The 12,851-nt window shown below is 36.0% G+C and carries 13 protein-coding genes; 10 read left to right on the top strand and 3 right to left on the bottom strand.

Features of this window, described 5'->3' with window-relative positions; all coding sequences use genetic code 11:
- Positions 1-18: 18 nt before the first annotated feature.
- The gene (locus DN389_RS26200) at positions 19-1,101 is read right to left on the bottom strand and encodes a chitinase (RefSeq protein ID WP_149237756.1); all 1,083 of its coding nucleotides are present in this window, start codon (positions 1,099-1,101) and stop codon (positions 19-21) included.
- Between the two features lie 421 nt (positions 1,102-1,522).
- On the opposite strand from DN389_RS26200, the gene gabP reads away from it, so the two are divergent.
- From gabP to entD, 8 genes are all read left to right on the top strand, one after another.
- Positions 1,523-2,917, top strand: a complete 1,395-nt coding sequence (gabP, locus tag DN389_RS26190; RefSeq protein ID WP_000360103.1) for a GABA permease — start codon at positions 1,523-1,525, stop codon at positions 2,915-2,917.
- 159 nt (positions 2,918-3,076) lie between these two features.
- Positions 3,077-3,388, top strand: coding sequence for a hypothetical protein (locus tag DN389_RS26185; protein ID WP_000393474.1), 312 nt, complete (start codon positions 3,077-3,079; stop codon positions 3,386-3,388).
- 317 nt (positions 3,389-3,705) lie between these two features.
- Positions 3,706-4,248 (top strand): DUF420 domain-containing protein, encoded by a 543-nt coding sequence (locus tag DN389_RS26180; RefSeq protein WP_000228316.1) that lies wholly within the window; start codon positions 3,706-3,708, stop codon positions 4,246-4,248.
- Between the two features lie 116 nt (positions 4,249-4,364).
- A complete protein-coding gene (locus DN389_RS26175) occupies positions 4,365-5,528 on the top strand; it encodes an iron-containing alcohol dehydrogenase (RefSeq protein WP_149237755.1) in 1,164 nt (387 codons plus the stop codon).
- A 158-nt stretch (positions 5,529-5,686) separates the two neighbouring features.
- Positions 5,687-6,439: a DeoR/GlpR family DNA-binding transcription regulator gene (locus DN389_RS26170; protein ID WP_088064242.1), complete on the top strand. Its 753-nt coding sequence runs from the start codon at positions 5,687-5,689 to the stop codon at positions 6,437-6,439.
- Entirely contained in the window at positions 6,436-7,347 is a 912-nt protein-coding gene (gene pfkB / locus DN389_RS26165; protein ID WP_149237754.1) for a 1-phosphofructokinase, read from the top strand. Before DN389_RS26170 ends, pfkB begins: the two co-directional genes overlap by 4 nt.
- A 13-nt stretch (positions 7,348-7,360) precedes the next feature.
- A complete protein-coding gene (locus DN389_RS26160) occupies positions 7,361-9,217 on the top strand; it encodes a PTS fructose transporter subunit IIABC (RefSeq protein ID WP_149237753.1) in 1,857 nt (618 codons plus the stop codon).
- Between the two features lie 345 nt (positions 9,218-9,562).
- A complete protein-coding gene (gene entD, locus DN389_RS26155) occupies positions 9,563-10,495 on the top strand; it encodes a cell wall-binding protein EntD (protein WP_098190051.1) in 933 nt (310 codons plus the stop codon).
- 62 nt (positions 10,496-10,557) lie between these two features.
- On the opposite strand, the gene DN389_RS26150 is transcribed toward entD, so the two are convergent.
- Positions 10,558-10,803 (bottom strand): hypothetical protein, encoded by a 246-nt coding sequence (locus tag DN389_RS26150; RefSeq protein WP_060487490.1) that lies wholly within the window; start codon positions 10,801-10,803, stop codon positions 10,558-10,560.
- A gap of 181 nt (positions 10,804-10,984) precedes the next feature.
- Here DN389_RS26150 and miaA point away from each other — a divergent pair, with 181 nt between their 5' ends.
- Complete coding sequence (gene miaA / locus DN389_RS26145) at positions 10,985-11,938, top strand: tRNA (adenosine(37)-N6)-dimethylallyltransferase MiaA (protein ID WP_046956541.1); 954 nt, start codon at positions 10,985-10,987, stop codon at positions 11,936-11,938.
- 21 nt (positions 11,939-11,959) lie between these two features.
- Positions 11,960-12,184, top strand: a complete 225-nt coding sequence (gene hfq, locus DN389_RS26140; protein WP_000813896.1) for an RNA chaperone Hfq — start codon at positions 11,960-11,962, stop codon at positions 12,182-12,184.
- A gap of 80 nt (positions 12,185-12,264) precedes the next feature.
- Here hfq and DN389_RS26135 read toward each other — a convergent pair.
- The coding region (locus tag DN389_RS26135; RefSeq protein ID WP_149237752.1) for a collagen-like protein at positions 12,265-12,851 on the bottom strand (587 nt) is incomplete at its 5' end.

Genomic DNA, 12,851 nt, shown 5'->3' with positions numbered 1-12,851 from the left:
ACCTATTGTTGTTTTTTATTATTTTTTCAAGGGAATAGCATCAAAATATGTTCTATAGTTATTAGAGAATTCAAAGTTGTTTTTTGCATCCCAATTAATAGACCAAGACATTAGGCCGCGGAATGCAGGGTAGCCACTCTGATTTGAAAGTTTATACTTTCCTCCGAAAGGAATTCCTTTAATGATATAATCTAAAGCTTTTTTCATTTCAGTTGGAGAAATATATCCGCCACTTGGAGCGGCCGCTGGTGCTGCAGGAAGTCCAATCATGACTTGATCCGAACGAAGAGCTGGGAAAATGTTAGTTGCATTACCACCTACAGGAAAACCATGTAAGAGCATATCTGCCATAGCGACTTCGTAGTCTGCAGTGCCTTGATTGTAGTTATTACCGTCCATTCCAATCCCGCTACCAGCGTTGTAGTGTTGAACGTGAATGTATGTTAGTTTGTCTTTTACTCCGTAAATAATCGGTAAATAAGCACCCCAGATGCTTCCGTATGCGCTATAACCACCTTGAACATAAGCTGTTTCAGGAGCCATGCTTAATAGAAAATCTGGACCGTAATGATCTGAGATTGTTCGAATAGCTGAGATAAGATTTACGATTTGAGGAGTAGTTGGGTTTTTAAAATTAGTGTCATTTCCGTTTAAGTAAATACCTGATTCAAGGTCAATATCTATTCCATCAAAACCGTATTTATCGATCAGAGATTGTAGGGAATTAATAAAACGTTGCTTAGCCGCATTGTCAGGAAGTAAAACGACCCCATTTTGTCCACCTATTGAAAGAACTATTTTCTTACCTTTACTTTTTAAATAAGAAATATCTGATTTAAACTCTGCATCTGTACCATACACAGGAGAAAATTCAACAGTGGAACGATCACCACCAGTTTCACCGAAAGATACATTGATTACATCCCATTTTGGTGAAACGTCCCTTAATTTAATAATACCAGTACCGTTATCGAAGTTATGCCAGTATCCAACGAGTAATTTTGATCCTAAATTGTTTGCAGCTTGTGCTTGGAAGGGAGCTAGCGGTAGCAGTAAGAAAATTACTAAAGTACAACAAATAAATTTGAACTTGTTTAACATATCAACACTCCTATACAAAAAGTTGTCTAGATGTATAATCTTGTTTATTTCATGATATCTGAAAATTTGAACTTTTGTAAGGTGACTATAATTTTCTCAACAATTGTGTATGGAAAATTATTAAACCTAATGTAATAATTTTTGGAGGAGGTCGAATTATGATTGTTAAATTCAGAATATTTTGATATATTTTAAAGTATAGGACAAGATTTTTCGCATAATACTCTTACATAAAGTGAAACTTTAATCAGTGGGGCTTTGTTCATCCCCCGCTGATTATCAGCCCTCACCAATCGGGCTTTTACGGGCAGTAGATTCCCACCTAACTTCTTTGCTTCCGCTGAATTTTGAGGTGGGGGTCTTACTGCCCGTTAATGCGGGGGAAATTTCAAAATTAAGTTTGGAAGGGGATGTACAAGAGTTGGATAAAAATCTTAAGAAAGACCTCAAAATACGCCACATTACAATGATTTCCATTGGTGGCGTAATAGGAGCTGGTTTGTTTGTTGGAAGCGGTGCGGTTGTGCATTCAGCAGGGCCAGGTTCTATCGTTTCATATGCATTAGCAGGACTTCTAGTCATTTTCGTTATGAGAATGCTAGGGGAAATGGCAGCTATTAACCCGACAAGTGGTTCATTTGCAACATATGCAAGAGAAGCAATTGGTCCATGGGCGGGTTATACAATTGGGTGGCTATATTGGTTTTTCTGGGTAATTGTTATTGCGATAGAAGCTACAGCAGGTGCTGGTATTATTCAATATTGGATTCCAGAAATCCCGCTCTGGTTATTAAGCTTAATATTAACGATTTTATTAACATTGACGAATGTTTTTTCGGTGAAATCATTTGGAGAGTTTGAATATTGGTTTTCATTTATTAAAGTAATAAGTATCGTTTTGTTCCTTTGTCTTGGACTCGCTGTTATTTTAGGATTTGTACCAGGAACGGAAGCACCTGGCACTTCGAATTTAGTAGGGCAAGGAGGATTTATGCCAAATGGTATAAGTTCGGTGCTACTTGGAATTACCGTCGTTATATTTTCATTTATGGGATCAGAGATTGTCGCAGTAGCCGCTGGAGAGTCTGCCGAACCTGTAAAAGCAGTAAAAACAGCAACAAATAGTGTAATTTGGCGTATTCTCGTATTTTTCATTGGATCGATTGCTGTAGTTGTTACACTCCTTCCGTGGAATTCAGCGAACATACTAAAAAGCCCGTTTGTGGCGGTGCTGGAACATATAGGGATACCAGCGGCAGCACAAATTATGAACTTTATCGTTTTAACAGCTGTACTTTCTTGTTTAAATTCGGGTTTATATACGAACTCAAGAATGCTTTTTTCAATGGCAGAAAGAGGAGACGCGCCAAAGGCATTTTTGAAATTGAATAGTAGTGGTGTTCCAGTTCGGGCGGTTTTATTTGGAACTTTCTTTGCTTACATTGGAGTTGTTTTTAGTTACATATCTCCAGATAAAGTATTTTTATTTTTAGTGAATGCATCTGGCGGGATTGCGTTACTCGTTTATCTCGTTATAGCAGTTTCACATTTCAAGATACGTAAAAAAATGGGGAAAGCGGAACAACAAAATTTGAAAGTCAAAATGTGGCTTTTTCCATATGTAACATATGTTACAATTACTGCGATTATAGCAGTTTTAGTTGCCATGCTCGCAATTGAATCTTTACGTTCACAAGCGCTTTTAACAATGCTTGTTACTGTTCTTATAATAATTTCTTATTTTATTTTTAATAGAAATAAAAATAGTACATTGTTGAATCCTAAAAGCAAGAATGAGGAATCTGTTCGATTCTAATTTCTTGTTTTAGAAGAGAGTTACACCCAATCATTGCTATAAAAGAATCATATATAATCATAGAAACAAGTAATTACTATTGTCATAGTGGATATAAACTTTTTTCTTGACTTTTTATATGAAGGCGAGCAAAATGGTAAAAAAGGAAGGGGGATGACGATGGAAGAGTACGTACTAGAGCTGTATAACTTGTTATATACGACAGAATGGCAAGATATTGTTTCATTTCTAGGAATAATGTTTTGTATGAAAATTGTAATTGTATATATGGAAGAGCAAGGTATGTTCTATTCCTTCTCATCTCCGTTCGATGTGCAGCGCGAGCCGTTGCCAAACTATGCCAAGGTAAATTACGAACAGTTTCCTTTTGTGATTTTCTTTATGATTCGATTTATAACAGCAATTGTAAAGAAAAAGGAAAGTGACGATGAAGAGTGCCATTCAACTTGTAATATAGCGACTGCTTTTTAAGCTAAATACAAGGAGGAGATTTATATGTGGTTTCGATTTCTTATGATTGGTTTCTTTTCATTAACAGCAATTTCTTTAATGGGATATCAAGTGTCTGAAATTTATCAAGCATATAGCAATACGTTTTTTAACAAAAACTAATTACATTGCTATTTAAATAATAAAGCGATAAAATCCTTCTTAAGAAGTTTTATTAAGAAGGATTTTTTTCTTTGCGCTGTCTTACTGTGTCAAACTATTGTCACATTTACACTGTGAATAATATGTTAAAATAGTGAGGTTACATATACATATTTGAAGGAAGAGGAGTGACCATTTTGGTGGATCAATCAACTAATCAGAAAAGCTATGCTCCTATTGTGATAACGCTTTCTGTAATTGTAAATGCGATTATTTTATTTTTGTTCTTTGGACCTGTTGGCTATGAAGGAGAAGTACATTTTGATGTAACAATTTTACCAATGTTAAATGCAATTTTTAATAGCTTTACGTTCGTATTCTTATTAGCAGCTTTATACTCTATTATTAAGAAGAATGTGAAAATGCACCGTGGTTTCATCCTAGCAGCATTTACAACGACGTTGCTATTTTGTGTTTCTTATTTATCGTATCATTACTTGGCGCCAGCAACACATTTTGGCGGAGAAGGATTCATTAAATATGTGTATTTCATCATTTTAATTACACATATTATCCTGGCAGCAATTATTGTACCACTTGCATTGTTTGCACTTGTATTTGGTTTTACAAATCAATTAACACGTCATCGTAAAATTGTACGTTGGACGATGCCAATTTGGTTATATGTAAGTTTATCTGGTGTTATTGTTTACTTAATGATCTCACCGTATTATCAATAAAAAATCTCAGCCTTTAGGCTGGGATTTTTTTGTTAGGCAAATATTTTTGTGAAATGAAAAAAATATGGTATACAAAAGTATAGTTGCTTTTCATATAGAAGGGATGGTAAAGGGATATGCAAAATTTTGTATTTCGTAATCCAACGAAACTTATTTTCGGTAAAGGTCAATTGGAACAGTTAAAAACTGAAATTCCACAGTTCGGTAAAAAAGTTCTTCTCGTATACGGGGGAGGCAGCATTAAAAGAAACGGTATTTATGATAATGTAATTTCTATTTTAAAAGATATAAATGCGGAAATATTTGAATTGACAGGTGTTGAACCGAATCCTCGTGTATCAACTGTAAAGAAAGGGATTCAAATTTGTAAAGATAATGGTGTCGAATTCATATTAGCGGTTGGCGGAGGAAGTGTAATCGACTGTACGAAAGCAATTGCTGCTGGTAGCAAATATGATGGAGATGTATGGGATATTGTAACGAAAAAAGCAATTGCTAGTGAGGCGTTACCATTTGGTACGGTACTTACGCTTGCGGCAACAGGATCTGAAATGAATGCTGGCTCTGTCATTACAAACTGGGAAACGAATGAAAAATATGGCTGGGGTAGCCCAGTTACTTTCCCGCAGTTTTCGATTTTAGATCCAGTTCATACTGCGTCTGTGCCGAGGGATCAAACAATTTACGGTATGGTAGATATTATGTCGCACGTATTAGAGCAATACTTCCATCATGGAACAAATACAGAATTACAAGATCGTTATTGTGAATCTGTTTTAAAAACAGTAATTGAAACTGCTCCTAAGCTTTTAAGTGATTTAGAAAATTATGAGCATAGAGAAACTATTTTATATTGCGGTACTATGGCGTTAAACGGTATTTTAGCGATGGGAGTAAAAGGAGATTGGGCGACTCATAATATTGAACATGCAGTTTCTGCGGTTCATGATATACCACACGGGGGTGGCCTTGCGATTTTATTCCCGAACTGGATGAAGCGTGTTGTAGATGAAAATGTAAGTCGTTTTAAACAGTTTGCTATTCGCGTATTCGATGTAGAAACAGATGAAAAGACTGATCGAGAAATTGCGTTAGAAGGAATTGAGGCGTTACGTCAATTTTGGACTTCAATTGAGGCACCAGTAACGTTAGCGGATTACGGTATTGGGGAAAATGAAATTGATTTAATGGCTGATAAAGCGATGGCTTATGGTGAATTTGGTAACTTTAAAAAATTAAATAAAGACGATGTTTTAAGTATATATAAAGCTTCTTTATAAGTGAATCGAAAAAAGAAACCCATTTGATATAACAATCAAATGGGTTTCTTTTTTGTTGTTTATAACTGTTTGTGACTGGTTTTGGTTATTTGTGAATGTTTATGGTTGATTTTTGTGATCGTTTTCATTATACTGTAATCAAAGAAGAGGTGAATAAAATGTTAACTCCTGAACGTCATCAAATGATATTGCAACTTGTAAAAGAGCAGAAGGTTGTTAAATTACAGCAATTAGTGGAAAGAACAGAAAGCTCTGAATCAACAATTCGTCGTGATTTAGCGCAATTGGAAAAGCAAAGGTTATTAAAAAGAGTTCATGGTGGTGCTGCTGTTTTAACAGGAAAAGGACAAGAGCCAACGATGGTTGAAAAATCATCCAAAAACATTCAAATAAAACAACAAATTGCTAACTATGCGGCTAGCATTGTTGAACAAGGTGATTGCATTTATTTAGATGCAGGAAGTACAACATTTGAAATGATCCCATTTTTAATAAATAAAGATGTTACTGTCGTTACGAATGGACTTATGCATATTGAAGCTTTAGTTGAAAATAATATTCGTGCGTATTTACTAGGCGGAATGATGAAAAGTAGGACGAAAGCTTTAATTGGTGCTATGGCACAGGAAAGCATGCAGAAGTACCGTTTTGATAAATGTTTCTTAGGAGCGAATGGTGTGCATGAACAGCTTGGTTTTACAACTCCAGATCCAGAAGAGGCACTTTTAAAACAAATGGCATTAACATTAGCAAACGAAGGATATTTCTTAATTGATGAAAGTAAGTTTTCAGAAGTTGCGTTTGCGAAAATTGCCAATGTTGAAGAAGCAAATATTATTACAAACTATTTAGAAATTGATTTAGAAAAATATAAAAGACAAACCAATGTAATTGAGGCTGATAAACAATGATCTATACAGTTACTTTAAACCCATCTATTGATTATGTAGTACAAGTTAATTCCTTCGATTTAGGCGCAGTAAATCGAGCAGAGAAAGATATGAAATTTCCTGGAGGGAAAGGCATTAACGTTTCTCGTGTTCTTCATCGTTTAGGTGTTGAAAATGTAGCGCTTGGATTTACTGGTGGATTTACCGGTCGATTTATTAAAGATGTATTACAGGCGGAAGGTGTAACAACAAACTTCGTCCAAGTAGACGGTGCTTCCCGAATTAATGTGAAAATAAAAGGGCAAGAAGAGACAGAATTAAATGGGCAAGGTCCTAATGTGACAAATGAACAATTTGAACAATTAATGAAACAAATTGAAAGTATGAGGCAGGGAGATTGTGTTGTACTAGCTGGAAGTGTACCGGCGTCTATCTCAACTACTTTTTATGAATCAATCGCAGCGCTCGGAGCTGAGAAAGGTATTCGCGTAGTAGTCGATGCAAGTGGAAGTGCGCTGCAGCATGTAATTAAAAATAAACCATTTTTACTAAAGCCTAATCATCATGAACTTGGTGAGTTATTCGGAGTAGAGATTTCAACAGTAGAAGATGTTTTACCGTTTGGAAGAAAATTAGTTGAACAAGGTGTAGAGCACGTTATCGTATCAATGGCTGGAGATGGGGCTTTATTATTTACGGCAGAAGGTATATATGAAGCAACTGTTCCAAAAGGTGTTGTAATTAATTCGGTCGGGGCCGGAGATTCTCTCGTTGCAGGATTTGTAGGTAAATATGAACAGACAAAAGATATTGAAAAGGCATTTCAATATGGCGTTGCAACAGGGAGTGCAACAGCATTTTCAGCTGATTTATGTGAAAAGGAAAAAGTAGAAGAATTATTGTCGCAAGTAATTGTAACTAAGCGATAGGGGGAAACAACATATGAAAATTACAGAACTATTAAAAAGGGATACAGTTATTATGAATTTGACAGCTTCAAATAAAGAAGCTGTCATAGATGAATTAGTTGAGAAATTAGACGGCGCAAATCGTTTAAATAGTAAAGCGGAATTTAAAGAAGCTATTTTAAAGCGGGAGTCACAAAGTACGACTGGAATAGGGGAAGGGATTGCAATACCTCATGCGAAAACAAAAGCTGTTAAGCAACCAGCGATTTGTTTTGGTAGAAGTGTAAGCGGTATCAACTATGAATCGCTTGATGGGCAGCCTGCACATTTATTCTTTATGATTGCTGCGAGCGAAGGGGCGAATAATACTCATTTAGAAACGTTATCGCGCCTATCTACATTATTAATGGATGAAGGATTTCGTAAGCAATTGTTAGAAGCGAAGGATGAAGAGGAACTTCTTCGTTTATTTGATGAAAAAGAGAATGAAAAAGAAGAAGACATTGAAGTTGCAAAACCAGAAGGAAATGAACCATACGTACTAGCAGTTACGGCTTGCCCAACTGGAATCGCTCACACTTATATGGCAGCGGATAGCTTGAAAGCAAAAGCAGCAGAGCTAGGAATAGCGATTAAAGTTGAAACGAATGGATCAACAGGTATAAAAAACGCTTTAACGAAAGAGGACATTGAACGAGCAACAGCTATTATCGTTGCCGCAGATAAACAAGTAGAAATGAACCGTTTTGCTGGGAAGCATGTTATTCAAGTGCCAGTCGCTGATGGGATTAGAAAAACGGAAACACTTCTTAATCGAGCTGTAAAACAAGACGCGCCAATCTTTAATGGAATAAAGGAAGATGGGAAGACAGAAAGTACAGAGAAAGAAAAAGGGTTAGGAATTTATAAGCACTTAATGAACGGTGTAAGTAATATGCTTCCATTCGTTGTGGGTGGAGGAATTTTAATTGCACTAGCATTTTGGATTGGTGGTATAAAAGCAGAAGGACCATTGGCTGAATTGTTAATGTCTATTGGTGGAGGCAAAACAGGTGCGTTTTTATTCCTCGTACCAATTTTAGCTGGATTTATTGCGAGTTCTATTGCTGATCGTCCAGGATTTATGCCTGGTGTTGTCGGTGGATTTTTAGCAGCACATGCGAATGCTGGATTTTTAGGGGGATTAATTGCTGGTTTCTTAGCTGGGTATGTTGTTTTAGGATTGAAAAGATTATTTTCAGGATTACCAGCACAGTTAGAAGGAATTAAACCTGTATTGTTATATCCGGTCTTTGGATTGTTGATTACAGGAGTTGTTATGCAAAAAGTAGTAATTCCGCCTGTAGTAGCATTGAATGAAATGTTAACAGGATGGTTAAATGGTTTGAACGGTACAAATGCTATATTACTAGGTCTTATATTAGGTGGTATGATGGCAATTGATATGGGTGGTCCAATTAATAAAGCTGCATTTACATTTGGTATTGCTGCAATAGAAGCGCAGAACTTTGGCGTGCACTCTGCTGTTATGGCCGGTGGTATGGTACCACCATTAGCGATTGCATTCGCAACTACTTTCTTTAAATCAAAATTTACTGAAGCAGAACGTAAATCTGGTTTAACAAATTATATTATGGGAGCATCGTTTATTACAGAAGGTGCGATTCCATTTGCAGCTGCAGATCCGATTCGAGTAATAGTAAGTTGTGTTGTTGGTTCAAGTGTTGCGGGTGCATTATCTATGTTATTCCAAATTACGTTACCAGCACCGCATGGTGGATTGTTTGTTATCGCATTAGTAAATAAACCGGTGTTATATATTTTCTCGATATTCATAGGGACAGTTATTTCAGCTCTTATGATGGGGATTTGGAAAAAGAAAGTTAAATAACACATGAAAAAGGAGTAGCTTTTATTAGCTGCTCTTTTTTATTACAAAAAAGGAGATTAATAATTGGAGAATGATGGATTTTGGTAAAAGATGTAATGAAATATGGTTTTTTGTAACAAAAAAGTAATACTGTAATTTTTTTGGAAAAAAATTCTGGGCTAGTATGTGGAAAATATATGAAAACTATTGGGGATTCTATTAGAAATGGAATTCATTAATATGGAAATTTATGTTACAAATCATTAATCGTGTATTACGAATGGTTTGTAATTGTGTGATTTCTAAAAATCCTAAAAATCTGTTGCTATAATGAAAATACGAAAACAAAGCAAATGGAGGCTATTCATGAAAAAATTATTAGGTATAGCAACGGCGGCAGTTTTTGGTCTTGGGATTTTTGCAGGTTCTGCGAAAGCAGAAACGATTGTAACAACAGACGTATTAAATGTTAGAGAAAACCCAACTGTAGAGTCAAAGCTTGTAGGTAAAATGTTAAGTGGAAATAAATTAGATGTTATAAATACAGAAAACGGATGGGCAAAAATTAAATTAAATGGTAAAGAAGCGTTTGTAAGTGCTGAATTTACAAAAAGTACATATTATGTAACGCCGGGCGTGTTAAATGTTCGTGCTGGAGCGAATACTGACTCTGAAATTCTTGGTAAGCTGAATAAAGGTGATGTAATTGAAACGACAAATCAAGTTCAAAATGAATGGTTACAATTTGACTATAATGGAAAAACAGGATATGTTCACATGCCATTTTTAACAGGGACGGCACCTGTAATTGAAAAGAAAGAAGTTGTAACGCAAGAAGAGGCGCCAGTAAGAGTAAATACGCCGGTTAAAAATAATAAAGTAGTTAAGAGCAAAGAGTCTGTTAAAAATGTAGAATCAAGTAAACCTGTGGCAAAACAGCAGTCAACTACGAAACAAGTTACGAAATCTACTGAAACAAGTGCACCTGCTGGTGGACGTGAAATAACAGTAGAAGCGACAGCGTATACAGCGCACCCAAGTGAGAATGGTACGTATGGTGGTCGTGTATTAACTGCAATGGGGCATGATTTAACAGCAAATCCGAATATGAAAGTAATTGCTGTTGATCCTAAAGTAATTCCGCTTGGATCAAAAGTATGGGTAGAAGGATATGGAGAAGCGATTGCTGGAGATACTGGTGGTGCGATTAAAGGAAATCGTATTGATGTATTAGTCGGTTCAGATGGTAGTGCCGATAGCTGGGGGCGCAAATCTGTAAAAGTGAAAGTAATCAAATAGTGTATATGTATTAATATAAAAGGCGGTTGCTTGAAAGTATGTAGGCAACCGCTTTTTATGGATTATTGAAAAGGATAAATAGTTTTACCTGTAATAATTTTATATGCACTGCAAAATTGATTTTGTATATACTCTGTATTTCTATTTTCTGGATGTAATGTTGTTTCTTGGAGAGTAGAATGAAAAGAACGTAGCAAACAATTTAAGGCGAAATATAATTCTTCTTGTGAACAATTTTGTTCTTTTGTAGCAGTAGCTAAAATAAGGTCTTTTGTTAAAGATGAAAAATTGATGGTGGATTGTTTCATAGTCAACTCATCCTCTCGAAGGTATTTTTAATCATGTATATGCGGAATTGGACAAACTATGTTCTTTTTTATTTGTAATTTCATGTACCGGAATGAAAGAACTTGCAATCATGCCGTTAAAATTGGTAAGATTGGATATAATCAATAGATGGAGTACATTACATAAAGAGAGTTGAATGATATGGGAGAAGTGCAACGTGAAAAAGTTGCTGTCATCATTGGACCAACTGCTGTTGGAAAGACGAAGTTAAGTATTGATCTTGCCAAAGCGTTGAATGGTGAAATTATAAGTGGAGATTCCATGCAGATTTATCGTACGATGGATATTGGAACTGCAAAGGTGACAAAAGAAGAGATGGATGGAATTCCGCATTATATGGTCGATATAAAAAATCCGGAAGAATCATTTTCTGTTGCCGAATTTCAAGAACGTGTTCGTAAGCATATTCGAGAGATTGCAGAGCGTGGTAAATTGCCAATTATCGTTGGTGGAACTGGTCTGTATATACAATCTGTTTTATTCGATTATCAGTTTACGGATGATGCTGGCGATGCTATATACCGAGAACAAATGGAAAAGTTAGCATTAGAACGTGGTGTGGAATATGTACATAAGAAATTACAAGAAGTAGACCCAGAAAGTGCTGAGCGTATTCATGCAAATAATGTACGTCGTGTCATTAGAGCGTTAGAAATTTTCCACACGACGGGTGAAAAAATGAGTGAACAACTCGAAAAACAAGAAAACGAGTTATTATATGATGTTTCACTAATTGGCTTGACAATGGATCGAGAAATGCTATACGATCGCATTAACTTACGAGTAGATTTAATGATGGAACAAGGTTTATTAGAGGAAGTAAAAGGGCTGTATAATCGTGGGATAAGAGATTGTCAATCTATTCAAGCGATTGGGTATAAAGAGATATATGATTATTTTGAGGATCGTGTCTCTTTAGAAGAAGCGGTATCACAATTAAAGACGAATTCACGTCGTTATGCAAAGCGTCAATTAACGTGGTTCCGTAATAAGATGGATGTCACGTGGTTTGATGTTACAGGCGGTGAAAAAACGTCAGAAATTTTACGATACATAGAAGGAAAGTTACAACTAAAGTCGAATAATAGTAAGTAGAGAAAAAGAGGAGGATTCGACATGAAGCAATCAATCAATATTCAAGATCAGTTTTTAAATCAACTCCGTAAAGAAAATACGTTTGTTACGCTGTACTTATTAAATGGTTTCCAGCTTCGTGGATTAATTAAAGGATTTGATAATTTTACAGTCCTACTGGAAACAGAGGGTAAGCAACAGCTTATTTATAAACATGCAATTTCTACATTTGTACCACAAAAAAATGTTTCAATTGAATTAGAGTAGTAATGAATTATTGTACATAACAAAAAAAGAGCGGATTTCTCGCTCTTTTTTTATTTGCCATAAACGATACATAGTGAAATTTAAGCGATTCTAAATACAGTAAGGCGAATGTTAGTGTTTCCTGTTTCAGGAATTGTAATTTCGCTAAGGGTAGGTTTGACGGAAATGTTTGCGCCGGCAGCTAATGTTTCGATCGTAGTGAATGAAAGTGAGTCGCCTATTAGATTTGAAGAGAAGTTGTCAGTTGCGACTGCTCCATTTATTGAAATTCCTACTCCAAGTGGGGCACATCCTGGTGCAGTTGTAGAGATGGATACGCTAATGACATAAATACCAGCGTTGATAACAGTAACTGTATCTGTGCCATTGAAGATAATGTTGTTTACGTTGATTGCAGTATTAAAAATGAAGTTGTTAAATTGGAGTACTGTTTGTTGAATGTTGTTTGTAACAACAATTGTTGCTACAGGGAAGCTAGGTCCAGTAGGCCCGGTTGGTCCAGTAGGTCCACCAGAAGGTCCAGTAGGTCCAGTAGCTCCTTGACCAGTGGCGCCAGTAGCACCCGTGTTACCTTGAGCACCTTGAGGTCCAGTAGCACCAGTAGCGCCCGTGTTACCTTGAACACCTTGAGGTCCAGTAGCACCCGTGTTACCTTGAGCACCTTGAG

Origin of the sequence: Bacillus sp. AY3-1 (assembly GCF_008368785.1) — a bacterium.
In the GTDB taxonomy this organism is placed as follows: domain Bacteria; phylum Bacillota; class Bacilli; order Bacillales; family Bacillaceae_G; genus Bacillus_A; species Bacillus_A wiedmannii.
This window is presented reverse-complemented; position numbering and strand designations above follow the sequence as displayed.

What these genes read in the sequence shown, in the direction of transcription:
- DN389_RS26200 (WP_149237756.1), bottom strand. Translation starts at nt 1,101, where the DNA reads ATGTTAAACAAGTTCAAATTTATTTGTTGTACTTTAGTAATTTTCTTA.
- DN389_RS26185 (WP_000393474.1), top strand. Translation starts at nt 3,077, where the DNA reads ATGGAAGAGTACGTACTAGAGCTGTATAACTTGTTATATACGACAGAA.
- DN389_RS26175 (WP_149237755.1), top strand. Translation starts at nt 4,365, where the DNA reads ATGCAAAATTTTGTATTTCGTAATCCAACGAAACTTATTTTCGGTAAA.
- DN389_RS26170 (WP_088064242.1), top strand. Translation starts at nt 5,687, where the DNA reads ATGTTAACTCCTGAACGTCATCAAATGATATTGCAACTTGTAAAAGAG.
- pfkB (WP_149237754.1), top strand. Translation starts at nt 6,436, where the DNA reads ATGATCTATACAGTTACTTTAAACCCATCTATTGATTATGTAGTACAA.
- DN389_RS26160 (WP_149237753.1), top strand. Translation starts at nt 7,361, where the DNA reads ATGAAAATTACAGAACTATTAAAAAGGGATACAGTTATTATGAATTTG.
- entD (WP_098190051.1), top strand. Translation starts at nt 9,563, where the DNA reads ATGAAAAAATTATTAGGTATAGCAACGGCGGCAGTTTTTGGTCTTGGG.
- DN389_RS26150 (WP_060487490.1), bottom strand. Translation starts at nt 10,803, where the DNA reads ATGAAACAATCCACCATCAATTTTTCATCTTTAACAAAAGACCTTATT.
- miaA (WP_046956541.1), top strand. Translation starts at nt 10,985, where the DNA reads ATGGGAGAAGTGCAACGTGAAAAAGTTGCTGTCATCATTGGACCAACT.
- hfq (WP_000813896.1), top strand. Translation starts at nt 11,960, where the DNA reads ATGAAGCAATCAATCAATATTCAAGATCAGTTTTTAAATCAACTCCGT.